This window comes from Kordiimonas lipolytica (assembly GCF_042651265.1).
Lineage (GTDB): Bacteria > Pseudomonadota > Alphaproteobacteria > Sphingomonadales > Kordiimonadaceae > Kordiimonas > Kordiimonas lipolytica.
Map to the genome: position 1 here is coordinate 466,967 of NZ_JBHSCR010000014.1, position 25,324 is coordinate 492,290.

Genomic DNA, 25,324 nt, shown 5'->3' on the forward strand with positions numbered 1-25,324 from the left:
GAGATATGTCAGGAAAATCACCAGTCACCATCACCGTTGTTACAGAGAACAATACAGGCGGGAATATTTCTGAAGTGAAAGTTACCGTGGGCGGAGAAGTGATCGACAATCTGACCGGCCTCGGCAAAGGCGCAAGTTCGCTGCCAAACCAATATAGCGGCCCTTCCGGCGATTTGGCCTGGACAGTGTCTTTCAGGGATGATGACGGAAACAAGAAAGCTGGCTCTGTCGATAGCGGCGCAACCAAGGCTGACCACAGCGCAAAGGTCATCCTGAATGCAGACGATTTCAATGTTAGTAAGCCAAGCGGTGATGCCACAGGCGACTATGACTAACGCTTTCCAAGCAATGACAGAATGATTGAAGGGCCGGTTTTTCCGGTCCTTTTTCTTGTTCACAAAATCCAAATTGACGCGTCTGCCCGTTAGCGAGCATTTCGGTTAGACGGAGGGCGTCGTGCGACGGCACAGAATGGTCAATATGATCCTGGTAGCGGCCAACAGGACAGGCGGCCCAATAGAACAGGTCAAGATTGCGATTGGAAGCAAGATGCTGGTGTGTCTGCCGAAGCTGGCGGCGGGGGAGATGTCCTTGCCAACGGAGTATAATGGGCCGACCGGGTCTCATGTCTGGCGCGTATGGCTGGTGGATGAAAACGGCAAACGCCGACGGGGCAAGGCCATTTGCCCGGTCACTCGCAAGGATGACAACAGGTGTGCTGTTGTTACCCTGCATCTGGGCGATTTTGTTGTTACCAAACGGCGTTGCCGCGCTGTTTCTTAAACAGTGCTGTTTTTTGAAGCTGAGTGAAAATTTTTGCTTCACAAACATAAATGCCGGGCGTCAGGCGTAATGGGGTATGTTTGTGCAGTATTCGGTTCAGTCGCGCTGTATGCACTTTTTGTCGCATTTTTCTGGTGCCCTCGGGCCTGCTTCCCATATGACTGCGGTTGAATTCAATGTCCAATCGTGGGGGAGGGGCACAGATGACCGATGCTGTTTTGGCGGTTGTTGCTGCAGTATTTCTTTTATCAGTTTCCGCTTTTTCAACAAACGCTGAGCCGAGGGAGCAACCGGAGGTGCGCATGCTGCCTGGCGGCACCTATATTTTATATGGTGGCGCTGACTTGGGGTCCTCCGTTGGAGTGGTTGAAACGCAGGACGGCCTTGTCTTGATCGACACGATGGAAGCCGGTGCCGCAGACCAGCTCGGGCAGGCCCTGCGTCGGCTTTCAAAGAAGCCTGTAAGTCATATATTCAACACGCACGGACACCGGGATCATTCAGGTGGTAATGACGTCTTCCTTCGCCAGGGCGCTCGCCTCATGGACTATCAGGTGCTGATGGCAAGCCGCGATGAGGTGAGTGGATTGGGTGATGCGCTTACGCTTGCACTGGGCGGTGTGCGGATTGAGATTCATGCAATCGCCGCCCACACGTCAGGCGATATCGTTGTTTTTTTGCCGGATCAGAATGTTATCTTCATGGGGGATACATTCACAACAAACTGGCATCCCACCTTTTATGCGGGTGGTGAAACAGGGCAGCTTGCGGTGATCGACAAGGTGCTTCAGCTCGCAGATGAACACACGGTGATTGTGCCGGGGCACGGCCGGGCGGGGAACCGTGACAGCCTGCTTTTGTATCGGTCTGCCTTCCGTCGCTGGATGGAGAAAATACGGGCTCTTTCGCACAAGGGCGCAAGCGTGCATGACATGCAGGCGGACCCCGAGTTGCGGCAAATCTCAGTGCGTTTCCTGCAGGATGGCAGTACCCAAGCGTTGCCTGAATGCGCATACCAGCGCTTCGTTGAGCGTACAATCTCAACCGAGCTGATGCCGACTGACCGGGAAGTTCTTGCGCATCTGGAGGACTATATCGGGGCGTACCGATATGAAGACGGCATTATCCTGCGGATCGAACGCGCTGATGGCGGCGTGCGCGTGACCGAAGGCGGAGCCCTGTCTGGTCTCGCTGTCCCACTATCAAAAACCCGGTTTCATTTTCGCGGGCGACTGGAGGGCGAAGGACACCTGACTTTCCAGATTGACGCCGAAGGCAAGGTTTCAGGTGTCACCTATATGGACGACGCAGAGAGCTGGTCGGCGGTCCGAATCCACAACTAGTGGGGCGCCTGCTTGTCTGGTATCCTTCCCTAAACAATTGGGGATGTTATGACGCGCTCTGCTGTGTGCCGGTTGGCGATGGTTTCAATGTTTCTGCTGCTTTCCGGATGCGCGGGAAGTGGCTTTTTCTGTAAAGCGGACCATGATGATCCGAAAGTCGCCAGCTTGATGCGCGATAGCTGCGCGGGCAACCGTGGTGCCAGCATGCAGTTGGGGTTGTGGTTCGAAGGGCATGATGACTATGAGATGGCGGTGCGCTATTACCGCGTGGCAGCCACGCCGGATATTGGCCAGACCTTTATCTGGGTACCGCCGGCGGGTGATGTTGGCGGGTATGTCATGCCCATCAGCACAGGGCCGGGGACACCCGGTAACGCCGAAGCGCAATATCGGCTGGGGCTGATGTACCGTGACGGCAGGGGCGTGAAGCAGAGTGTTGCGAAAGCGCGCAGCTATTTCCAGCAGGCCGCTGAACAGGGCCACGCTGACGCGAAGGCGATCCTCGCGGCTAACGGCTAGCTTCGCCTAAAAGCCAATCGGTGAAGGTTTTTACCTTCTTCAAGCTGCCTCGCCCTTCGGTATAGGCCAAATAGTATGCATTCCGGCTTTTCACTGGCCCGCCAAACGGGGCAATCAGGCGGCCTGTCGCCAGATCATCCGCCACATACATCAGCGGCAACACGGCCACCCCCAGGCCGGACCGCGCGGCCTCGATCATCATGGTGAAATTCTCGAACTGGGCGCCGCCGCGCGCGCCGCTGTCCGCCAGGCCCGTGCCCTCCAGCCATTCGGTCCAGGCGGTGGGGCGGGTGGTCATCAAAAGCCGGTCATAGTCATTGATGTTGGCGTCTTCCTTGCCTTTCATCAGGGCAGGGGCGACGACAGCGATGATCTCCTCACTCACCACCTTGTGGCTGGTCATGCCTGGCCAATTGCCGTCGCCATACTGCACGGCGACATCCGCGTTCGCGGCCTTGAAGTCATCTGGCGTCAGGCCCGTGACGATGTTGAGCTGGATGTCAGGGTAGGCGGCTGTGAAGTCGCCCAGCTTCGGGATCAGCCAGCGTGAGCCGAATGTGGGCAGAAGCCCCAAGGTCAGCACGCGGTCATCTGCGCCCCAGGTGATAAGTTTCAATGTCTCATTCTCTAGCCCGGCCAGGAGGGGAGCGACCGCAGCGGCATACTGTTTGCCCGCTTCCGTGGGCACAAGGCGTTTGCGCTCGCGCCTGAAAAGGCTTTGGCGTACGAATTCCTCCAGGTTGCCGATCTGGCGGCTGACCGCGCTTTGCGTCAGGTTCAGGGCCTCGGCGGCGCGGGTGACCTGGCCGGTTTTCATGACCTGCTCAAAGCATTCAAGGGCGATCAGGCTGGGAATTCTGCGTTTCATGGCTCAGATTCATGATTATTTGTAATGATAATAGTCCGAAATGTTACTTTATGAGGCCAGAAATTACTATATACATTCACTAAATTCATTAAGTGCCCGCCCGCGCGGGCGTAGTTGAGGGAAGAATAATGTCAAAGCCAGCATTCAATTGGGAAGATCCGCTGCTCCTGGATGAGCAACTCACCGAAGACGAGCGCATGATGCGCGATGCCGCGCGTGCGTACTGCCAGGACAAGTTGATGTCCCGCATCCTTGAAGCCAACCGCCACGAGCATTTTGACCGCGAGATCATGAGCGAGCTAGGCGAGATGGGCCTTCTGGGCGCAACCCTGCCTGAAGAATATGGCGGCGCTGGCGTATCCCATGTGGCTTATGGCCTGATTGCGCGCGAGGTTGAGCGCGTGGACAGCGGCTACCGCTCTGCCATGTCTGTGCAGTCGTCGCTGGTGATGCATCCGATCTATGCTTACGGCAGCGAAGAGCAGCGCAAGAAATACCTGCCGAAGCTCGCAAGCGGTGAGATGGTTGGCTGCTTTGGCCTGACCGAGCCAGACCATGGTTCTGATCCGGGCGGCATGAAATCCCGTGCGGAAAAAGTGGACGGCGGCTTCAAGCTGACCGGCAACAAAATGTGGATCACTAACAGCCCGATCGCGGACATCGCCGTTGTGTGGGCGAAGCTGGATGGCAAGATCCGCGGCTTCATCCTTGAGCGCGGCATGGAAGGCTTCTCCACGCCGAAGATCGAAGGCAAGATGAGCCTGCGCGCATCCATCACTGGCGAGATCGTGATGGACAATGTGTTCGTGCCGGAAGAAAACCTGCTGCCGAATGCAAGTGGCCTGTCTGGCCCGTTCGGGTGCCTGAACAAAGCGCGCTTCGGCATCGCCTGGGGTGCGCTTGGTGCCGCTGAGTTTTGCTGGCACGCTGCCCGCCAATATACGCTGGACCGTTCCCAGTTCGGTCGCCCGCTTGCACAGAACCAGCTGGTCCAGCAGAAGCTCGCGAATATGATGACTGAAATCACGCTTGGCCTGCAAGCCTGCCTGCGCGTTGGTCGACTGCTGGATGAAGGCAAGTCCGCGCCAGAGAATATCTCGCTCATCAAGCGCAACAGCTGCGGCAAGGCGCTGGATATCGCCCGCATGGCGCGCGACATGCACGGCGGCAACGGCATCTCTGACGAGTTCCACGTGATCCGCCACATGGTTAACCTGGAAACAGTGAATACTTACGAAGGCACGTATGACATTCACACGTTGATCCTGGGTCGCGCACAAACCGGCCTCCAGGCCTTTATGTAAGCAAGTCCGAGTTCGGAGTAAGCGATTATGGCAGGCCCTTTAACCGGCATCCGTGTTCTTGATCTCAGCCGCATCCTGGCCGGGCCCTGGGCAACCCAGTGTCTGGCCGATCTGGGCGCGGAGGTGATCAAAGTGGAGCGCCCCGATGTGGGCGATGACACGCGCACCTGGGGCCCGCCATTCTTCGAGGACGGCGACAAGCCGGTCTCGGCCTATTTTATGTGCGCCAACCGGGGTAAGAAGTCTGTCACTATCGATTTCACCAAGCCCGAAGGGCAGGCGTTGATCAAAAAACTGGCTGAAAAATCCGATATCTTGGTTGAGAATTTCAAGGTTGGCGGGCTGGCGAAATATGGTCTGGATTACGATAGCCTCAAGGCAGTCAACCCCGGCTTGATCTATTGCTCGATCACTGGCTTCGGCCAAACTGGCCCCTACAAGGACCGGCCGGGCTATGACGCGCTTATCCAGGCGCTCGGCGGCCTTATGAGCATCACGGGCGAACCTGACGGCATGCCCGGTGGCGGACCACAAAAGGTCGGCGTGGCGGTGACGGACCTGTTTACCGGGCTCTATAGCACCATCGGCATCCTGGGCGCGCTGCACCATAAGGCGCGGACAGGCGAAGGCCAGCATATCGATATGGCATTGATGGACACGCAGGTGGCTGTGCTGGCGAACCAAAGCATGAATTATCTGGTCTCAGGCAAGGAGCCCAAGCGGCTTGGGACCGCGCATCCGTCGATTGTGCCGTATCAGGTGTTCGCTTCCGCCGACGGCCATATGATGCTTGCGGTGGGCAACGACGGCCAGTTCGCACGCTTTTGTGAAGCAGCTGGCATGCCCGAGGTGGCGGCAGACCCACGCTTCAAATCGAATCCCGGACGGGTTGAGAACCGGGAGGTGCTGATCCCGATGGTGGCGGAAGCCATTGCCCGCAAAACGACAGACGAATGGATCGCGCTTCTTGAAGCCCACAATGTGCCGGGCGGCCCGATCAACACCATGGAACGCGTGTTTGATGACCCGCAGGTGGAAGCTCGCGGCATCACGCTTGCGCTCAAGGCTGAAGACGGCTCTGTCATGCCGTCCGTGGCTAATCCCATACATTATTCCGGAACCGAAATAAGCTATGACAAGGCCCCGCCAGCCCTGGGTGCGGATACAGATGCGGTGTTGGCTGATGTGCTTGGCATCACGCCTGAAAGCCTCAAACTTGTGAAAGCCACAAAGGTCCTGGGCTAGTCTTCGCCGAATGTAACACCCGGCATCGCCCGGGTGTTGACCTTCAGCTCAAATACATCAGGGCGGCTATAGTGGCCGTCTGTATCCAGTGCCTGGCATTCCTCAAGCTGCTTTGCCATATCAACTTCCCCCATCACAAGGCCGGTGCGACCATAAACCGGATCCGCGATATAGCTGCCATCAGCGGCAATGATCGCGCTGCCGCCGGTGTGGATTTGTGTGTCATCGTCTCCCGGCATGGAGGCCAGCAAAGATTCGGCTTCAGGGGCGTTTACGGCCAGCGAGTGAAACCCCGCCATCACATCTGCCTTGGTGATCACGGCACCCGCGGCGGCCACGGCGCAGCGGCCCTCAAACGCATAGTGGCGGCTGGCCACATGGTTCATTTCCTTCACCATGGGCCACTGGGCAATATGGATGGCCTCGCCTTTCGCATGCATGGCAGCGCGTGCAAGCGGCATCCAGTGTTCCCAGCATATCAGCCCGCCAAGGGTGCCCCACGGCGTGTCGACGGTGGCGAGCGTGGAACCATCTCCCCATCCCCACACCAGCTTTTCGGTATAGGTGGGCATCAGCTTGCGGTGCGGCACTGGGTTTCCTGCGCCCGGCATGAAATAGAGCGTGCTGTTATAAAGCGTGTTGCCGATCCGCTCATGCGCCCCCATGACCATGTAGGTACCTAAGCGGTCGCAGCTTTCCTGCAGGCGTGCCAGATGGTCGTCGCCAAGCTGGACGCTGTTTTCCGCCAGCAGGCGAAACAGGGTCTTGGCGCCCGGGTCATCCCAGAGGCCTGCGCCAGGCGCAAAATCAAGCCACACTGGGTAGCCGGGCAGCCAGGTTTCCGGGAACACGATGATGTTGGCGCTGGCCTTCGCGGCCTCTTCCATATGTGTGATGGCTTTTTCCACACTGGCGGAAAGGTTCAGGAAAACAGGGGCTTCCTGCACGATGGCGATGGTTGGGTTGGTCACAATGTTTTCCTTAGAATGATTTGGACAGGCCAATAAGAAGGAGGGTGTCGCTAACGTCCGCGACGTGGCCTGCATTAAAGCGCTGACCCGCGTTGGCCTCAAGGAACCAGCCGCCCAATTGCGTGCGGTAGGCCAGTTCAAGCGCCAGTTCGCGTGATGAGGGTGTCAGCGATAGCTGCCGTTCCTTGAATAGCACATTGCCATCAATGTCCAGCCTGTCGCCGACAGTGAGGTGCGCGTTCGCACTTTCAACCCTGAGGGGCTGATGCAGGGTCAGGCTCAGCTGGTCGGTGTCTGTCATAACATCCATGGCTGTCAGCCGCGCCGTGAAGCTGGTGCCCAAAATGGTGCCAACATCGTCAAAAAGGCTACCGGTATGTGCACTGGTTCTGGTCATCGTCGCGGTGCCGCTCACGCTGGCGCTGATGCGGTCCGAGACAAACCATGTGCCGCTTGCGCCAAGCCAGGTGGTGTCTGCGCCGCCTGCAAGTGCCAGGCTGCCTGCTGACCGACTGCCGAGCACGCTGCTGTCCTCATGCGATAGCCCGGCTTCAAGCGCCCAGCTCGCGCTGGTGGTGAAATGTTCGAACCGTGCGCCCACGGACTGTGTGCGGCTATCGTCTCTGAAGGCCTTGACCGGATGACGGTCCGTGCCGCTATCCTGATCGAGCGACAAGCCAACCCATACCATGCTGTTCTTGCCCACCGGCTGGCCGACTGCCATGTAGCTGCCACCGCCACCAGGTAAGGGGCTGCTGTTTGCATCGGTAACCGACAGGGTTTGTCCCGTGCGGTAATCCACCGGCTGACGCCGGAGCGCGTCAGTAAGGCTGCGACCTGTGCCGATGACCCAGGTCGTGTTGCCCAGCGTGCCTGTAAATTCAAAGCTGGCGTCGATGGTGGGATCGAAGCTCTGTTCGGCCTGACCTGTCAGGGCAAAGGTGGGCGCAAAGTCCCTGTCGCGTGCCAGTGAATAATTCAGCGCCATGCCGCCAAGGCCCAGGCTGCTGGCCTGCTGGTCACGCCGCAGGTTCAGTGCGCCCTCCAGTAGACGCTTGTTGGTACTGGCCTGCACGAGGCCTGACGCGTCCATCTGGAAATCGCGGCCGTAGCTATCAAGGATCATGATGTCTTTAAGCCCGGCATGCAGCCCAGCTGCGTCACCGAAAGCACTGCCCAGCAGGATGGCGGCGTCGGCGACAGGTTGCGCACCTGCCTTGACAGCAACCTTGGCTTGCCCCACAGGCTGAAGTGCCGCATCCAGGTTCAAAAGCCCTTGGCCGTATATATTGTCGACCCCGGCTTCACCCAGGTCGGTGGCTGTCTCAAACAGAATGTCCGCAACTTCACGGCCAGTCAGACTGGGCCAGCGATCAAGGATGAGGGCCGCGGCACCTGTGATGTGTGGCGCGGAAAAACTTGTACCGCTTAGAAAATAGAGCCCGGGGCCATTGGCTTCCGTATTCCATGGTGCAACGATCTTTTCGCCTGGCGCAACCAGATAGTGAAAGCGGGCAATGCCGTCACCTGCACGGTCAGAGAAGTCTGAAATTTCGAGGTTTTCATCCACTGAACCCGCAAGGATCAGCGCGCCCTTGCCATTGTTCAGGATGCCCCTTTCCACAAGCCGGTCAATGGCGTTGAGGTTTGATAGTGACGGCTCTGGATCATAGTTGTTGCCAGCGGAACTGACAATCAGCGCACCCGCTTCGATGGCGGTGGTTTCAAATTCAAGGGTATAGCGCTCATCCACGTCCGGTAGGTTGCTCACCACGTCATCTTCATCGAAACCAAGCGATTTGTTGATCACTCTCGCGCCATTTTCATAGGCGTAAAGATAAGGGTTGGAAACGGTATAGAGAATGCCGTTCGACCTCTCCTGATAGCTGCGAACGCCCGAGAAAAAGTCCACCGCGATCACTTCGGCGTCATAGGCCACGCCGTGGGTGTCAGCATCGTTCTTGATACCGGCCGCCACTACAGCCACGGCTTGGCCATGCGGTTGAGTGGATGCGGGCTTGTCAAACTGGGCTTCGTAGATTGCGCGTAGGTCTGGGTCTATGCCGCGGCTGGCACTGTGGAAGTTCACCTCATTTGAGGCGAAATTGAAATTGAAATCCACCAGCCCGATGGTGACACCGTCGCCGGTGTAGCCCTTGGCATAGGCGCTGGCTGCGTTGATGGCCTCAAGTCCCCAGGATCGATCATATTCCTCAGTTTTAAAGTCTTCGGGGTTTCCGTCCAGCGGGGGCTGTTCGGGTGGCTCTACAATCGTCGGAATGACGGGAACCAGCCTTGGCGAGCTGGACCCTCCACACGCTGCCAAGGTTGTGGATAAGGCTATAAGCCCGACCAGATTGAGCCAACTGATGCGACGCAGCATACGGTTCCCCTTTAACCCGCTTCCTACCCTGTAACTTTAGATGAATAAAAGCCTTGCACAAGCCAGCTGAACAAAATTTGAATGAACTCCAATGCCTACTACACGAATAGTTGACGCTGTCTTGAAGTGCGCCTCCGCATCTCCGCTGATAGACAAACAAAAGCACAGACAGGAGCATACCATGAAGCGCATTATACCATTATTGGCCGCGATCATATTCGTTACAGCCCGTCCCGCTTGGGCCGGGGAGGACCCCATCTATACCGGCATTTTTAATAACCGGGCCGCGGGCGGCTATGATGTGGTGTCCTATTTTACGGACGGCACGGCGGAAAAAGGCAGCAAGAAATATCAGACAGACTATATGGGCGCAGAATGGCGGTTCACATCAGAAGACCATCTCAATGCGTTCCTGGCTGAGCCCACAAAGTATGCGCCGCAGTATGGTGGATACTGCGCCTGGGCCATGGCACGTGGGTACACAGCGAAAGGGGACCCCGAGCAGTGGCGGATCGTGGATGGGAAGCTCTACCTGAACTATGACGCGTCAGTGAAGGCCAAATGGGAAGCCGACATACCGGGATTTATAACGAAAGCTGATGTGAACTATCCCAAGCTCGTGGACCTGGAGGAGAATTGAGAATGCGGATTTCGCACTATCTGGCCGGTATCTGGCTCCTGGTGGCAGGCGCTGCCCCAATTGTGGTCGCCGAGGCGCCGACCCTGGGGGTCAATCATATCGGGCTTGCGGTGTCAAAACTTGATGCGTCGGCATCCTTTTTCGTCGATACGCTCGGTTGGCGCCGGGCCGGTGGCGACCCTGACTATCCAGCGATATTCGTCACCGACGGCAAGGCGTTTGTTACATTATGGCAGGTGGAAAATCCGTTGGAAGCCGTGCCATTCAACCGCATGAAAAATGTCGGCCTGCATCATATGGCCATGACCATGGAAAGCCTGGAAGCGCTTCATGCCCTGCATGCGAAGCTTTTGCAGACAGAGGGTGTCACCATAGAGTTCGCTCCGGAATTCATGGGGCAGGGGCCCACCACGCATATGATGATCCGCGATCCTTCGGGCCTGCGGCTGGAGTTTGTTGTACCCGCCAGCCGGATGCCCAAGGCGGAAGGCGAGTAAACGTCAGGTCCATTCACCTTCGGTTGGGATCTTGATTGTCGTGCCGCAATGTTTACAGTGCACGGCGTCCGGGTCATGCCGGTTCAGACCGCAGGTTTCGCAAGCATATTGCACCTTTGTAGGCCTGAAGATTGTTTGTACCAGGCGCAGGAACAAAGCCACGCCAAACACCATGATGATCACAGACACCATGCGGCCCAGTGTATCGTCCATGGTGATGTCGCCAAAGCCTGTGGTCGTCAGGGTCGCAACTGTATAGTAAAGCGCGTCCAGATAGTTGTTGATGGACGCGTTCCGCCCCGCTTCTAGCACATACACAACGGCAGTGATGACAAACACGAAAATGGCAAGGTTGACGCTTGAAAGGATAACCTGCTCATTCTGCCGGAACCAGGAGGATTCCTGCCGTATGGTCTTCAGCATATGGTAGCTGCGCATCAGGCGGAGCATGCGCACCACGCGCAGGAAGCCAAGGTTGTCGATGAAGAGCGGGGCAATCAGCGAAAAGATCACGATCAGGTCTGCGAGCGAACTGAAGCTGACAAGGAAGCGCAGCTTACGGCGCGCGATATAAAGCCGGGCGGAAAACTCCACAAGCAGGAATAGGGCGATACTGTAGTCGATGATATACGTGGCGAGGCCACGCTCCAGCAGCGATGACAGGATGAAAAAGGCGATTGTCAGCAGATCCAATGCCAACAAGGCCAGTCGAAAGCGGTGAGCCCGTTGATCTGCCCCGAAATATAGATGTGCCAGTTTTTCTTTCACCCTGGTTCCTCCCTTGGACGAGCTTGTGCGGGCTGTTCGCGCTAGCAGAAACCTGCCCCATCAGAGCGAACCCTGCAAGTGTCTTGGCGCTGTCCTAGTGCTGCGATTGACGGGCTGCGGCATTGAACGATACACTCCCAACACATCTGGGAAGTTCGTCAAATATACGGGACAGCCGTATCAGAGGGAGTTTTGTATGCGTATGCTGCGTATTTTTGTGGCCCTGGTAGCCGCGTTTGGGGTGATGGCTAGTGCCACTTGGGCCGACACAAGTGCCCCTATCATTGTTTATGACACCCAGTTTCACCCAACCATAGCCCGGAACGGGATGGTGGTGAGCCAGGAGACTTTTGCTTCTGAAGCAGGCAGAGAAATCCTTGAAAAGGGCGGTAATGTGGTGGATGCGGCGGTGGCCACGGGGTTTGCCTTGGCCGTTACCCACCCACAGGCCGGTAACCTGGGTGGCGGCGGCTTCATGATGATCTACCTTCGGGCGGAAGACCGGGTGATAGCGCTGGATTACCGCGAGATGGCGCCCGCGGCGGCCCACAGGGATATGTTCCTCGATGAAAACGGCGATGTAGATGACAATCTCGTACAATACACGATGAAGGCCAGTGGTGTCCCAGGGACAGTGATGGGCCTGACGACAGCCCTTGAGAAATACGGCACCATGTCCCTCGCGGATGTGATGGCCCCGGCTATCAGACTTGCGGAAGAGGGCTTCCCGATGACATGGGCTTTGAATGAGTCGCTCGGGCGCTATGCAAAGCGCCTGAAGGCAGACCCGGAAAGCGCCAAAAACTATTTTAAGCCGGATGGCTCCCTTTATGAAGCTGGGGAGATTTTCCGCCAGCCTGATCTGGCAGAAACGCTGAAAATTATCGCAGCCAAGGGTGCTGCCGGGTTTTATGAAGGCCCGGTTGCCGACAAGCTCATCTCGGCAATGGAGGCGCAGGGCGGCATCATGACCCATGAAGACCTGAAGAAATATCGCGTGGTCGAGCGTACGCCACTCACGAGCAGTTACCGCGGGTATCAGATTGTTTCCATGCCGCCGCCATCGTCTGGCGGAGTGCATGTGATACAAATGCTGAATGTTCTGGAAGGCTGGGACATGAAATCGCTTGGCCATAATAGTGCGGCCTATATTCACCGGCTGACGGAAAGCATGAAATATGCCTATGCGGATCGTTCAAAATATCTGGGAGACCCGGACTATTTCGATGTGCCGGTCAAGACGCTAACCAGCAAAGAATACGCAGCTGATATCAGGGGCAAGATCAATCTCGATCGCGCAACACCCTCGACAGAAATCGCACCCGCGCAAAACCTTCCGGAAGAAAGCAACGATACCACGCATTTCTCGGTGATGGACAAGGCAGGCAACATGGTTTCCAACACCTACACGCTGAACTACACCTACGGCAACGGTCATTCGGTGCCAGGTGCGGGGTTCCTGCTGAACAACGAGATGGATGATTTTTCTGCTAAGCCGGGTATGCCGAACGGCTATGGCTTGCTGGGTGGGGAAGCCAATTCCATCGAGCCGGGCAAGCGCCCCTTGAGTTCCATGACACCGACTTTCCTTTTCAAGGATGGAGAGCCGGTTATGGCGACCGGCAGCCCAGGCGGGTCTACTATTATCACAGTTGTTTTGCAGACAATCCTGAATGTGATGGAGTTTGACATGAATGTGCAGGCCGCAGTCAACATGCCGCGCATTCACCACCAGTGGTATCCTGACCGTTTGTTCCTGGAACCGGGTCATTCGGTTGATACTCGCCGCATGCTGGGGCAGATGGGGCATAAGGTGAAGACGGGGGCCAATGAAGCTTGGGATACCGTTCTTGGCTCTGCCCAGTCCCTCGCCCGTTCGGTGGATGGCCTGATCCTGGGGGCCGCTGATCCGCGCAGACCGGGCTCCTTTGCCGCTGGGTACTAGCGGCAGCTTCACAAAGAGAAAGGCCACCGGACATCCGGTGGCCTTTCTTTGTTTCGCCATGCTGTGCAGCCTATTCGGCCTGTGCAGGTGCTTCTTTCTTGGGTTTGCCCTGGAAAATGCGTTTTATCGCCGCCCATAGGCGCCGGAACATGGCACCGATGTCCAGCCCGATAGCGAACAGGGCCGGTACCATCAGAAGCGTCACAAAGAAGGCAATCAGGACGCCGCCTGCCAGTGCAACAACCACCGGCTTCAGGAAGGCCGCCTGGATCGACTGCTCCAGCATCATTGGTACCAGACCAACGAAAGTAGTGACAGACGTCAGCAGGATTGGGCGGAAGCGAGCAACGCCTGCTTCCACGATCGCCTCAATTGGCTTCATGCCTCGTTCGCGTAGCTTGTTGCAATAGTCCATCAAGACAAGGTTGTCGTTGATCACAACCCCTGCAGCGGCCGCAATACCGAAGTAGCTGAAGATGCCCAGTGTCATGTCCGTTGCAAGGTGGCCCAGGAATGCGCCCACAATCGCATATGGGATCGCGATCATGATCGCAAAGGGTTGCCAGTAGCTTTTGAAGGCTACCGCCAGCATCATATACATGATGAAGAAAGCCATGCCGTACAGTTTGGCGATCTCGATCAGGAATTTCTGCTGTCCTTGCGCCTGGCCAATTGGCTCACGGTTCACGCCGGGATACTTCTTCTCCCAAGACGGGAAGAAATTTTTCTCAAGGTCCTTCATGATGTCATCACGAACGCTTGTCTTGAGATCGGCACTGACACGGGCCGCACGGCTCATGTTCCAGCGGTTGATCGCGGTAATGCCTGGGGCATATTCGAGATCTGCAATTGCCAGCAGCGGCACCTCTTTACCATCAGACGTCCGAACACGGAAATCTTTCAGGCTTTCAATGGTGCGACGGCTTTCCCGTGGATAGCGAACCATGACTTTTACGTCCTGGCCCTCACGTGGGATGCGCTGTGCTTCAACGCCATAGTATGCCTGGCGAACCTGTGTCGATACATCCGCAAGTGTCAGGCCAAGCTTTTCGGCGCCGGGCTTGAGTTCAAGGCGGATTTCCTCAGACGCACCGGAAAGGTTGTTCCGCACATCATAGAGGGCATCATAAGTGCGCAGCTGTGATTCAAGATCGTCAACCGCATCGCGCAGGATGTCGAGGTCAGGGTGACGAACCGACAGCTCAAAGCCCGGGCTGTTGTTGCCGTCCTGGTATTCCACGGAAACAGACTTGGCATCAGGTACATCGCCCATCAGTTCGCGAAGGCGGATAGCAGCCTCTTTTGTCGTCATCTCCCGTTTTTCTGGTGGAGCCAGCTTCACAATCGCCAGAACGCTGTCACGGCGAGACCGGGTATACCAGTTCTCAATAAGGTGGCCTTCCCCATCGCTCAGCTGTTCAACCTCTTCCACCAGAGCCTTTTCGGCGTTCTGAAGCTGTTCGAGGATTTCCAGTGCCCGATTATAGGACGCCCCTTCCGGCATGGTCACATTGACCCTGATTTCGTCGCTATCGAATTCCGGATCCCAGCCTTGCTTGATATAGCCTAGGCTGTTGAGCGCGAAGCCGACGATCAGGACAAAGATGAAGATAGAGAACGTCAGATACCGGCGATTTACAGCCCACTCGCCGATGCCGCGATAATGGCGTTGGGCGAAGTTGGTGATGCCACCGGAAATCTTCTTTTGGAAGCGGCTGAAACGACCCAGATTGGTGCGGGGTTTCAGGTGCGACAGGTGAGCCGGCAGGATCAAGAGCGATTCAACCAGCGAGAAGGTCAGCGCCGTTACCACAACCCAGGTAATGTGCCGCGTGAATTCAGCGGTGTTGCCACCGACGGCAACCCAGGGCAGGAAAGCGATGATGGTGGTCAAAACGGCGAAAATCACCGGTTTGGCCACAAGCTGTGTGCCGAATACAGAAGCGGTTATGCCGCCTCCGGTTTTCTGGCTTTCAGAGTGAATGCTTTCACCTACGACGATCGCATCATCAACCACAATCCCCAACACCAGAAGGAAGGCAAAGGTGGACAGCATGTTGATGGAAACACCAAGCGCTGGCAGGAACACGAATGCACCCGCATAAGCGGTGGCGATACCGATGGATACCCAGAAGGCCACAATGGGCCGCAGAGTGAGCATCAGCACGATCAGAACGAGGATGAGACCCCAGAAGGCAGAACCGCCGATGGTTTCCATCCGCCCCTGGAAGGCTTCGTTATTGTCGGTCCAGAGTGTCAGTTTCGCACCCGTGGGCAGGCTTTCTGTACGCTCCTTGATCCATTTATTCACGGACTGTGACGCCGTCACGATGTCCATGGTTTCTGTGGTCATTACCTGCAGAAGCACAGCAGGCTCACCGTTCAGGGTTGCCAGGATTTCATTATCCTCGAACCCGTCAATAACGGTTGCCACGTCGCCAACGCGAATGGTGCCACCGTCATTGGTTTGGCGAACAATGATGGAAGCGAAGTCATGCTTGTTGTCAGCCATGTTCCGCGTCGTAATATTGAACTCACCGGCACTGGTGCGAACCGTGCCGCTTGAAGAATTCAACGAGTTATTGCGGATTGCGTTGGCAACTTGGGCAAAGCTCAGGTTGTAGCGGCGAAGCTGCTCTTCGCTCACCTCGATTGAGACTTCTTCGTTGCGAACGCCAAACAGTTCAACAAGGTTCACGGCATCAAGCTGAGCCGCTTCACGGCGTAGCTTTTCAGCCAGCCGTTTCAGTTCACGTTCCCCAAGGTCACCGTGTACTGCAATGCGGATATATTCGTCCCTGTTGACCCACTGCTGAACCCGAGGAGGTTCAATGTCACGTGGGAAACTGGAAATGGAATCGACCCGGATCTTCACGTCGTTCATGAACTGGGTGAAGTCGACATTCTCTTCCGCAAGGATGTAGATGCCGCCGAAACCTTCCTGGGACGTTGACCGCACCCACTGGATGTTATCCAGGTCGCGAACCGATTCCTCGACCCGCGCGACAATCTGTTCCTCAATCTCAACGGGGCTGGCGCCAGGCCAGGCCACTTCGATTTGCAGACCAGGAAAACGGACGGTCGGGAACATTTCCCGTTCCATGGAGAAGTAGCCAACGATACCGGCCAAGAAGATACCGATCATCAGCAGGTTGGCAGCAACGGAATTGCGTGCCCACCATTCAATAAGCTTATTCATGCTGGCCCCCTCTTAACGCGACGCGTTATCTAGGTTCTGTGCGCTACGCTCGATGGCCTGTACAGCCATACCTTCATACGCGGCGCGGACAGGCGACGTGACAACTTTATCGCCAGGCGCCACGCCTGCCGACACAAAGACACGATCCACAGATGTCGACAGGACTTCGACAGTCTTGATTTCAAGCTTGTTGTCTTTGATCACATAGACCTTGTCTTCGCTCCTGAGAGCGTCGCGAGGCATCACCAGAGCATTCTGTGGCACAACCCCTTTGATCTCGGCATTGACAAACAGGCCGACAGCCATTGGCATGCCTTTTTCGTCTACTGAAAGGCCATAAGGGTCCAATACTTCGGCGACCGCATACATCAGTCGGGTTTGTTGATCCACCGAGGCATGGGTGCGCACAATGCGGCCCGTCCAAGTGTGAGCTTCACCGCCCATTGTCGCGCTGAAAGTCACAGCGGGCGCGTTGTCAGCGGTTGCGACGAAGCCAAGTGGCAGGTCAAGCTCAGTCAGTTGGCTATCGGTCAGCGGCAGGCGAACTTCCACTTTATCTGTTGCGAACACGCGGCCCAGTTCAGTGCCGACATTCACGAATTGGCCAACACCGACCTTGCGTTCCAGAACGCGGCCCGCAAAAGGCACCTTGATCTGGGTGCGGTCCAAATTCAGTTTGGCTTTTTCAAGGTCAGCTTCAGCTGCACGCAATTTCGCCTGGGCTTCGGCAACCTGTGGCTGGTTCAGGGCGAGGGGCGTTGGCTCGCCATCCTTAACCCAATCCTGCCACTGCTTTTTCTTGATGCGCGCATCTGCGAGCTCTTGCTCAAGCCTTACGCGGGCTTCAGCAACCCGGGCTTCCGCGCTGGTTACTGCCAGGCGGTAATCTGAGTCATCAATCTGGATCAGTGTGTCGCCTGCATGAAACCCGGCGCCTTCAGCAAACGACTCTGAAATCGAAATGATGCGCCCCGACACTTGTGGTGTCAGGTCTACCTCTGTTTTCGGGCGAACCTCGCCCTGTGTGCGCACAGACAAGGCAACGCGCTCTGCACGTACTTCGTCAACGTGCAGCGAAACGGGTCGCGGCGCTTCTTGTTTCTTTTCCGGGGCATCTTTGGCTGCAGCAAGTACCATAACAGAACCAATGGCAGCCGCCAGCACCATTCCAGGTGCGGCAATCTTAAGAATCTTCCTCACGTCATCCTCGCGTTTTTTCTGTGTGACTTGCGTCACTTGTCGTTATTGTGTGGCTTATGCCACTTATATATCGTGGCTTATGCCACTTGTTCTATGGTTTCCCATATATACTAATAAGATATAGTTTGTCACGGCATTAATTTTAAGGGGAAAGCGGAAAAAGGGGCGAACTTTGTGCGACTTTTCGTCGTCTTTAGCAGGTGAATGCCATGCTTTAAGTCTGCTATGGTATGGAAGATTCAGAATGGGGCCAGATGCTGAATTCCGGGACATGCTTTGAAGTTACAGGCTTGACCAAGATTTATGGGGAAGGCTCGGCCCAGGTGCGCGCGCTCAGGGGTGTGGACCTGACAATCGAGATGGGCGAAGTGATCGTTCTTCTTGGGCCATCCGGCAGCGGCAAATCCACCCTTTTGAACATCCTTGGCGGGCTTGACACGCCAACGGACGGACACGTTCTCTATAAGGGCAATGATTTGACCACCATGACCGACCGGGAACTCACCAGCTATCGGCGTGACAATATCGGGTTCGTTTTCCAGAACTACAATCTGATGCCCGGGCTAACGGCCGAGGAAAACGTGGAACTGGTGACCGAAATCGCGGCCCATCCGCTGAAGGCCGCAGACGCGCTTCATCTGGTTGGCCTTGGCGAGCGGCTCAAGCATTTCCCCAGCGAGCTTTCGGGCGGCGAGCAGCAGCGTGTGGCCATTGCGCGCGCCATCGCAAAGCGCCCTAGTGTGCTGTTCTGCGATGAACCAACCGGGGCACTTGATTCGACAACAAGCCTGAAAGTGCTGAATGCGCTGAACCGTGTCGTGGAGGAACTTGGCACCACCATGCTGATGGTGACCCACCACCAGGGCATTGCGCCGCTGGCGCACCGGGTGCTGCATTTCAAGGATGGCAGCATCGACCGCGAAGTGGTTAACGAGACGCGCGCCAAGCCGGAGGATATCCATCTATGATCCGCAGCCGTCTCATCACGCTTTTCAAGCCACTGAACCGCAAGCTCCTGCGCGACATCAATCTGATGTGGGGCCAGGTGCTGGCCGTCAGCCTTGTGCTGGGGTGCGGGGTGGCCATCTATGTGATGATGAATGGCACGTTGGCATCACTCAAGGATACGCTGACGGCATACTATAGCCGCTACGCCATGGCTGACGTTTGGGCGCCCGCGCGTCGCGCGCCCCTGCAGGAGCTGGAGCATCTGAAGAACATCCCTGGCGTGCGGCTTGCCGAAGGCCGCATCGCTGTGGGCGGGATATTGGATATGCCGCTTGAGGCGGAGCCTGTGCGTGCAAAAATCGTGTCCCTGCCGGATGGCCGGATGCCGCGTATCAACTCGCTTTACCTCAAGGCTGGAAGCCTGCCCGAGCATAGTTCCGAGCAGGTGGTGATAGCGGACGACTTCGCCGAAGCTCACAATCTGCGTGTGGGTGATCAGATCGCGGCGACGCTCTATGGTGTCAGGCGAACGCTCAAGATTTCCGGCATTGCGCTGGCGCCTGAGTTTATCTACTCGATCGCGCCTGGCGAAATGATCCCCAATGCCCGGCGCTATGCCATCATGTGGATGGGGTATGAGGCACTGGGGCATGCCTACAATATGGATGGCGCCTTCAATGAAGCTGTCTTTCTGTTGGATCGCAGCGCCAGCGTGCCTGAAGTGCTGGCAAAAATCGACGTTGTTTTGGACCGCTATGGCGGTATCGGCGCCTACCACCGTGACGATCAGCTGTCGGACGAATTCCTGCAAAGCGAGTTTACCCAGCTTGATACGCTTGGCGGCTTGTTGCCGCCGATCTTCCTGGGGGTGGCCGCTTTTTTGCTGAATATGGTGGTGACCCGGATCGTGGAGCAGGAGCGCGAACAGATCGGCCTGATGAAGGCTTTCGGTTACCGCCCGGCGGCGATTGTCTGGCACTATTTGCGTTTTGCTGGAATCATCGTGCTTCTTGGCGTGCTCGGGGGCTGGTTTGCGGGATACCGCATGGGGGGCGGCATGGCCAGCATCTATCAGGACTTTTACAAGTTCCCGATTTTGATCTTCGATCCCGGTGTGGGGATTTATCTGCGGGCGGCTGTGTTCGCTGTCGTTGCTGGCGTGCTTGGTGTGCTGCTGGCTGTCAGGAAGACCATTTCGCTCAGGCCTGCGGTTGCCATGGCGCCGCCGCCCCCGACCGACTACAGCAAGCTTGGCTCGTTCGCCTCAAGGGCGCGCTGGATGGACCAGGGGATGCGCATGATTGTGCGTCACATCGCGCGCTGGCCCGGCCGTTCGTCCCTGACCTGCCTTGGGGTGGCCATGGGCATGGCTATCATGATCGGTGCGCAAAGTGGCCAGGATGCGGTTAACCTCATGATCGCGACACAGTTCGAACTTGTCAGCCGGCAGGATCTTACGGTTGCTTTCACCGAAAAACAGGACCCGGTGGTTATCAATGACCTGATGGCGCTAGACGGCGTGATCGCAGCGGAACCTTTCCTGTCCGCGCCTTCAACTATCAAATATGGCCACCGTTATCGCCACCAGGGGGTGATGGGGGTGGTGCAGAACGCTGATCTGAATGTGTTGATCAATGAGAATGACCAGGCTGTCAATCCCGCCCCCCGTGGGGTGACCTTATCCGACAGCCTGGCAACAGCGCTTGCTGCAAAACCAGGTGATATGGTGACGATTGATTTCAAGGATGGGCTGAGGAAATCAGAACGTCTGCCGGTGATGAAGGTGGTGCCCACCTATCTGGGCACACCCGCCTATATGGATATCGATGACCTGTCGGCGCTGTTGCGGGAAGGCGACCGCGTGTCAGGAGCTTATCTGATGGTGGATGCGCGCGAGCAGAACAGAATCTACAGCCTGCTGAAGGATATGCCCACAGTGGCGGCAGTGTCGACGAACCAGTCGTCGCGGAAGTCCATGGCTGACACGATGGATGAAACCATGGGCACCATGACCTTCTTCAACTCGCTCTTTGCTAGCCTGATCGCCATCGGCGTGGTTTTTTCAGGTGCGCGCATATCCTTTTATGAGCGCCAGCGAGAGATTGCGAGCTTGCGCGTCCTTGGTTTCACGGTTGGCGAAGTGAATGCCGTCCTTCTGGGTGAACTGGCGGTGCTGACCTTCCTGGCGCTGCCGATCGGTGCCTTCCTGGGGTATCAGCTTGCGCTCTTTATCCATTCGAGCATGAGCAGCGAGCTGTTCCGCGTTCCGACAACAGTTTCCAACTGGTCGTTTGCATATGCGACGACCGTGATTATTCTGGCAGCGGTCGTATCTGCCGCCGTGATTGCAAGACAAGTGGCCAAGCTGAATTTGGTTATGGCCCTGAAAACGCGCGAATAATGATAAAGCGTGAACGGAGAGGAAAATAAAATGGCTGCACCGCGTGCGCGCACAATCATGTTTACCGCCATGGGGGCACTTGTCCTGGCGTTTCTGATATTCGCTTTCCGGCCTGAACCCTTGCATGTGGAAGCGGGAGCCGCGTCACGTGGGCCAATGCAGATTTCAATCACGGATGATGGCCGCACGCGGGTGAAGGAACTTTATGTGGTTTCGGCACCGATTGCCGGGCGGGTGCTGCGGCTTGAGCCGGAAGTGGGTGACCGTGTGGTTGCCGGTGAAACGCTTCTGGCGACTATGCTGCCCTCAGGCCCTGCCTTCCTTGACGAACGCCGCCAGAAAGAGGCGGAAGCCGCAGTGGAAGCCGCGCGCGCGGCGCTTGAACTTGCGCAGGCCAGCGTCAGCAAGGCAGAGGCCGAGGTGGATTACGCGCAAGCTGAAATCAAACGCACAGAAACGCTGGTGGCCAGCAATACGGCTAGCCCGGCAGCTCTTGACCGCGCGCAGCTCGCGTTCCGAACGGCGGCTGCCCAGCTTGATACTGCCAAATCCAGCGTCCGTATGCGCCGGGCCGATGTCGCGGTGGCGGAAGCCGCGCTCATTGGGCCGGACCAGGCAGACGGCGCGGGTGGCGGTGTGGTGCAGATCAATGCGCCGATTAGCGGAGCTGTTCTGGCGCTAAGCCATGAAAGCGAAGGTGTTGTCGCTGTCGGAACCCCGCTTCTGGAACTTGGCGACCCGCAAGACATTGAAATCGTGGCAGACTTTCTGTCGCATCAGGCAGTACAAGTTAAGCCCGGTGCGCACGTGATGGTGGAAGGCTGGGGTGGTGAGCCACTGTCGGGCCATGTGCGTCTGGTGGAGCCCAAAGGATTCACAAAGTTTTCGGCGCTCGGCATTGAAGAGCAGCGGGTGAACATAATCATCGATTTTGACGATGCGTCACGGGAACAACTGGGCCAGCTCGGGCATGGGTTCCGTGTCGAGCCACGCATCATTTTGTGGGAAGGGGAGAATGTCCTCCAGGTGCCCACAAGCGCCCTGTTTCGCAAGGGCGAAAGCTGGGCGGTTTTCCGTATCATCGACGATACGGCAGTGCTGACCGAAGTTGAAGTTGGTCGCATGAACGACCGCGAGGCTGAAATAATGGGTGGACTAACTGACGGGGAAACCGTGGTCCTGCATCCTGCGGATGTCCTCGAAGACGGCATGTCGGTAACTATTCATGTTCAATAACAGATGGTTACTGGGCATTCTGTTCAATGATAAAGCCTGTCAGGCAAATGAACTTAAGTAACCATTGTCATTGCAATTTTCTGCCCTGAATCTATGATTTCTGGTGAACCAGTTGTGAGGATTCAGGGTGACGACCAGTTTTCAGAACAAAAAGGGCCAGCCGAAGGAGGCGCACTTGGACACAGACCAGGGCGTAACGTCGTCTGACGACCTCTCCGCAGTAATGGATTTGCTGACGGAAGGCGTGATCGTACGCCGCGAAGCAGAGGTCCTTTTTGTCAATGAGGCCTTGCGAAGGCTAATGGGCTTCGAAGGCCCGAAAGAAGACATGCTGAAAGAGCCGATGGAACATTGGCTTCACCCCGAAGACTATAAGCGGATCGAAGACTATTACGCCCAGCGCATTGGGGGCGGTGATGCGCCTGATAGCTATGAAGCCCGGATACTGAGGGCGGATGGTGAGGTTCGCTGGTGTTCCTTTCGCGCAGCCCAGATCATATGGGAAGGAAAACCGGCGGTCACAGCATCGCTGACCGATATCACCGACAAGCGTGAAACCGAACAGGCCTACGCCCAATCTGAACGCAAGTTCCGCAACATCTTCAACCTGACGCCCGAGGTGATGATCATATCAAGCCTCGTGGACGGGAAGATACTGGATGTGAACCCGGCATTCCTGAATGTTTTTGGGCGTCGGCGCGATGATGTGATCGGCAAGACATCGGCTGAGCTGGATATCTGGGCAGATACTACGTTCCTTGGCCGCTTTGTCGAGGAACTGAAGATGAATGCTTCGATGACTGACGTGCCCACCACAGTAAAAACGCGTGGCAACCTGATCCGTCATTTCCGACTGTTTGCGCAAAAGATCGAGCGCGACGAAGAGCCGATGCTGTTGATGATTGGTCGGGATGTCACTGAAGATCTGACGCAGGCACAGGAGCTTCAGCGCAGCAAGGATTCAGCCGAACTCGCGAACCGCGCCAAGTCTGAGTTTCTCGCGAACATGAGCCATGAGCTGAGAACGCCCCTGAACGCGATCCTTGGGTTTGCGGAGATCATCAAGGAAGAGATGATCGGCCCTTTGGGGACACCGCGATACGCTGAATATGCCAAGGATATTCACGAAAGCGGCACGCACCTTTTGTCAATCATCAACGACATCCTTGACCTGTCGAAGGTGGAAGCTGGACGCCTTGAAGCCTACCTGACCTGGGTTGACCCGCTTGAAAACCTTGAGATGTGCATCAACCTGGTGCAGCAGCGCGCCCGCGAGGCGGAACTGAAGCTGAGCTATGAATTTGACGATGACATTCTTCTGGAGGCTGATGATCGGCTGATCAAGCAGATCGCCCTCAACCTTCTGTCGAATGCGATCAAATTCACAGAACCTGGCGGCAGTGTGGTGATGAAACTTGAGAAAACGGCCCCCGGTGGTCTGTGCCTCAGTGTTGAAGATACGGGCATCGGCATGACGGGGGAGGAGATCAAGATCGCAAAACGCCCGTTCGGCCAGGTGGACAGCAGCCTCAGCCGCCGTCACGAAGGGTCGGGTCTTGGCTTGCCGCTGATCTCTGCTTTTGCAGAAAAGCTTAGCGCCACCATGACGATTGACAGCCAGCCCGGTGTCGGCACGCGCGTCAGTATTGTCTTCCCGCCTTTCAAAGTGCGCTCGAAAGGCAAAGACAAAGACGATTAAGGCGCTTTTGCGTGGCAATGCAGCAATTTAAAAAGCCGGCTTCTGAGGCCGGCTTTTGTGTGTTTTGGATAGGGGCTACTGGGCCTTTTCGCGCTCAACCGCCCGCCAGCCGATGTCGCGGCGACAGAAGCCACCGGGCCAGTTCACGGTGTCGACAGCTTCATAGGCTGTTTTCTGCGCTTCGGTCACAGTTGCGCCAAGGGCTGTCACATTCAGCACACGGCCACCGTTTGCCACCAGGATACCTTCTTCAAGCTTGGTGCCCGCATGGAACACGGTGGCGCCGGTTTTCCGTTCGGCTGCCTTGATGCCGCTGATCTCATCGCCCTTTTGGTAGCTGCCGGGATAGCCCTTGGTGGCCATCACCACGGTCAGCGCTACATCATCGCGCCATTCTACTGTACAGTCGTCCAATTCGCCCTTGGCGCTTGCCAGCAGCAGCGGAACGAAATCACTTTTCATCCGGGACATCAGCACCTGGCACTCAGGGTCGCCGAAGCGTACGTTATATTCGATCAGTTTCGGGCCCTCTGCTGTAATCATGAGCCCTGCGAAAAACACACCCCGGAAGGGATGGCCCATGTCGGCCATGGCCTTGACGGTGGGGTTGATGATCTCATTCATCACACGGTCGCACATATCGTCTGTCATAACCGGTGCCGGGCTGTAGGCGCCCATGCCGCCGGTGTTGGGGCCTGTATCGCCTTCGCCCACGGCCTTGTGATCCTGGGCGGTTGCCAGCGCCAGCGTGTTTTGCCCGTCGCACAGCACGAAGAAGCTGGCTTCCTCGCCGGTCAGGAATTCTTCTACCACCACTTCGGCACCGGCATCACCAAAAGCGCCGCCGAAAATATCGTCGATAGCAGCAAAGGCTTCTTCAACTGTTTGCGCCAGGATGACGCCCTTACCCGCCGCAAGGCCATCTGCCTTCACGACAATCGGGGCACCCTGTTTTTCAACATAGGCCTTCGCGTCTGCAGCCGATTTGAACCGGCCATAGGCGGCGGTAGGGATGTCATATTTGGCGCACACGTCCTTGGTGAAGCCTTTGGAGCCTTCAAGCTGCGCGGCCCCTGCGGTGGGGCCGAATGCCAGGATGTCGGCCTCCGTCAGTGCATCCACAAGGCCTGCGACCAGTGGGTCCTCGGGGCCGACCACGACAAAATCAATCGCCATCTCGCGGCAGAAACTGATCACAGCGTCAAAGTCTTTGGCGTCCAGCGGTACGCAGGCAGCTACATCGGCGATGCCGCCGTTACCGGGCGCACAATAGAGCGTATCCACCAACGGGCTCTGGGCAATTTTCCAGCAAAGGGCATGTTCGCGGCCACCTGAGCCGATGACGAGAATGTTCATTTTTTATCCAGTCATATGA

General features: G+C 56.8%; 20 protein-coding genes. 13 read left to right on the forward strand and 7 right to left on the reverse strand.

The window, feature by feature from the left end; genetic code table 11:
* Nucleotides 1–5 precede the first annotated feature (5 nt).
* From ACFO5Q_RS14825 to ACFO5Q_RS14840, 4 genes are all read left to right on the forward strand, one after another.
* Complete coding sequence (locus ACFO5Q_RS14825; protein WP_068143969.1) at nt 6–335, forward strand: hypothetical protein; 330 nt, start codon at nt 6–8, stop codon at nt 333–335.
* Nucleotides 336–456: 121 nt separating this feature from the next.
* Nucleotides 457–783 carry an SH3 domain-containing protein gene (locus ACFO5Q_RS14830; RefSeq protein ID WP_156431860.1) on the forward strand — a complete coding sequence of 109 codons (327 nt, stop codon included), beginning with the start codon at nt 457–459 and terminating at the stop codon, nt 781–783.
* 203 nt (nt 784–986) lie between these two features.
* A complete protein-coding gene (locus tag ACFO5Q_RS14835; protein WP_068143973.1) occupies nt 987–2,126 on the forward strand; it encodes an MBL fold metallo-hydrolase in 1,140 nt (379 codons plus the stop codon).
* Between the two features lie 48 nt (nt 2,127–2,174).
* Nucleotides 2,175–2,645: a tetratricopeptide repeat protein gene (locus ACFO5Q_RS14840; RefSeq protein WP_068143976.1), complete on the forward strand. Its 471-nt coding sequence runs from the start codon at nt 2,175–2,177 to the stop codon at nt 2,643–2,645.
* Here ACFO5Q_RS14840 and ACFO5Q_RS14845 read toward each other — a convergent pair.
* Nucleotides 2,635–3,513, reverse strand: a complete 879-nt coding sequence (locus ACFO5Q_RS14845) for a LysR substrate-binding domain-containing protein (protein ID WP_068143978.1) — start codon at nt 3,511–3,513, stop codon at nt 2,635–2,637. The genes ACFO5Q_RS14840 and ACFO5Q_RS14845 overlap by 11 nt on opposite strands.
* 128 nt (nt 3,514–3,641) lie before the next feature.
* On the opposite strand from ACFO5Q_RS14845, the gene ACFO5Q_RS14850 reads away from it, so the two are divergent.
* Together ACFO5Q_RS14850 and ACFO5Q_RS14855 are read left to right on the forward strand one after the other, a co-directional pair.
* Nucleotides 3,642–4,817 (forward strand): acyl-CoA dehydrogenase, encoded by a 1,176-nt coding sequence (locus tag ACFO5Q_RS14850; RefSeq protein ID WP_068143980.1) that lies wholly within the window; start codon nt 3,642–3,644, stop codon nt 4,815–4,817.
* Nucleotides 4,818–4,844: 27 nt separating this feature from the next.
* Complete coding sequence (locus ACFO5Q_RS14855; RefSeq protein ID WP_068143982.1) at nt 4,845–6,062, forward strand: CaiB/BaiF CoA transferase family protein; 1,218 nt, start codon at nt 4,845–4,847, stop codon at nt 6,060–6,062.
* Here ACFO5Q_RS14855 and ACFO5Q_RS14860 read toward each other — a convergent pair.
* The gene (locus tag ACFO5Q_RS14860) at nt 6,059–7,033 is read right to left on the reverse strand and encodes a carbon-nitrogen hydrolase family protein (protein ID WP_068143984.1); all 975 of its coding nucleotides are present in this window, start codon (nt 7,031–7,033) and stop codon (nt 6,059–6,061) included. The two genes, ACFO5Q_RS14855 and ACFO5Q_RS14860, sit on opposite strands and share 4 nt — an antisense overlap.
* A gap of 10 nt (nt 7,034–7,043) precedes the next feature.
* Complete coding sequence (locus ACFO5Q_RS14865; RefSeq protein ID WP_068143985.1) at nt 7,044–9,416, reverse strand: S8 family peptidase; 2,373 nt, start codon at nt 9,414–9,416, stop codon at nt 7,044–7,046.
* A 181-nt stretch (nt 9,417–9,597) separates the two neighbouring features.
* Here ACFO5Q_RS14865 and ACFO5Q_RS14870 point away from each other — a divergent pair, with 181 nt between their 5' ends.
* Both ACFO5Q_RS14870 and ACFO5Q_RS14875 read left to right on the forward strand, forming a co-directional pair.
* On the forward strand, nt 9,598–10,056 hold the full coding sequence (locus ACFO5Q_RS14870) for a YHS domain-containing (seleno)protein (protein ID WP_068143986.1): 459 nt from the start codon (nt 9,598–9,600) through the stop codon (nt 10,054–10,056).
* A 2-nt stretch (nt 10,057–10,058) separates the two neighbouring features.
* Complete coding sequence (locus ACFO5Q_RS14875; RefSeq protein ID WP_082719682.1) at nt 10,059–10,553, forward strand: VOC family protein; 495 nt, start codon at nt 10,059–10,061, stop codon at nt 10,551–10,553.
* A 3-nt stretch (nt 10,554–10,556) separates the two neighbouring features.
* Here ACFO5Q_RS14875 and ACFO5Q_RS14880 read toward each other — a convergent pair whose 3' ends face one another.
* The gene (locus ACFO5Q_RS14880; RefSeq protein ID WP_068143990.1) at nt 10,557–11,321 is read right to left on the reverse strand and encodes a potassium channel family protein; all 765 of its coding nucleotides are present in this window, start codon (nt 11,319–11,321) and stop codon (nt 10,557–10,559) included.
* Nucleotides 11,322–11,517: 196 nt separating this feature from the next.
* On the opposite strand from ACFO5Q_RS14880, the gene ggt reads away from it, so the two are divergent.
* The gene (gene ggt, locus ACFO5Q_RS14885) at nt 11,518–13,266 is read left to right on the forward strand and encodes a gamma-glutamyltransferase (RefSeq protein WP_068143992.1); all 1,749 of its coding nucleotides are present in this window, start codon (nt 11,518–11,520) and stop codon (nt 13,264–13,266) included.
* A 70-nt stretch (nt 13,267–13,336) separates the two neighbouring features.
* Here the strand turns inward: ggt and ACFO5Q_RS14890 are convergent, their stop codons facing one another.
* Together ACFO5Q_RS14890 and ACFO5Q_RS14895 are read right to left on the reverse strand one after the other, a co-directional pair.
* Entirely contained in the window at nt 13,337–16,465 is a 3,129-nt protein-coding gene (locus ACFO5Q_RS14890; RefSeq protein ID WP_068143994.1) for an efflux RND transporter permease subunit, read from the reverse strand.
* A gap of 12 nt (nt 16,466–16,477) precedes the next feature.
* Nucleotides 16,478–17,665 (reverse strand): efflux RND transporter periplasmic adaptor subunit, encoded by a 1,188-nt coding sequence (locus tag ACFO5Q_RS14895; protein ID WP_231727089.1) that lies wholly within the window; start codon nt 17,663–17,665, stop codon nt 16,478–16,480.
* 290 nt (nt 17,666–17,955) lie between these two features.
* Between ACFO5Q_RS14895 and ACFO5Q_RS14900 the strand changes: the two genes are divergently transcribed.
* The 4 genes from ACFO5Q_RS14900 to ACFO5Q_RS14915 all read left to right on the forward strand — a co-directional run bounded on the left by ACFO5Q_RS14900 (nt 17,956) and on the right by ACFO5Q_RS14915 (nt 23,949).
* The gene (locus ACFO5Q_RS14900; RefSeq protein WP_231727091.1) at nt 17,956–18,633 is read left to right on the forward strand and encodes an ABC transporter ATP-binding protein; all 678 of its coding nucleotides are present in this window, start codon (nt 17,956–17,958) and stop codon (nt 18,631–18,633) included.
* Complete coding sequence (locus ACFO5Q_RS14905) at nt 18,630–21,014, forward strand: ABC transporter permease (RefSeq protein WP_068143998.1); 2,385 nt, start codon at nt 18,630–18,632, stop codon at nt 21,012–21,014. The genes ACFO5Q_RS14900 and ACFO5Q_RS14905 overlap by 4 nt, the downstream gene beginning before the upstream one ends.
* A gap of 30 nt (nt 21,015–21,044) precedes the next feature.
* A complete protein-coding gene (locus ACFO5Q_RS14910) occupies nt 21,045–22,250 on the forward strand; it encodes an efflux RND transporter periplasmic adaptor subunit (RefSeq protein WP_068143999.1) in 1,206 nt (401 codons plus the stop codon).
* Between the two features lie 175 nt (nt 22,251–22,425).
* On the forward strand, nt 22,426–23,949 hold the full coding sequence (locus ACFO5Q_RS14915; RefSeq protein WP_156431861.1) for a PAS domain-containing sensor histidine kinase: 1,524 nt from the start codon (nt 22,426–22,428) through the stop codon (nt 23,947–23,949).
* Nucleotides 23,950–24,024: 75 nt separating this feature from the next.
* On the opposite strand, the gene purD is transcribed toward ACFO5Q_RS14915, so the two are convergent.
* Nucleotides 24,025–25,305, reverse strand: a complete 1,281-nt coding sequence (purD, locus tag ACFO5Q_RS14920) for a phosphoribosylamine--glycine ligase (protein WP_068144001.1) — start codon at nt 25,303–25,305, stop codon at nt 24,025–24,027.
* Nucleotides 25,306–25,324 lie beyond the last annotated feature (19 nt).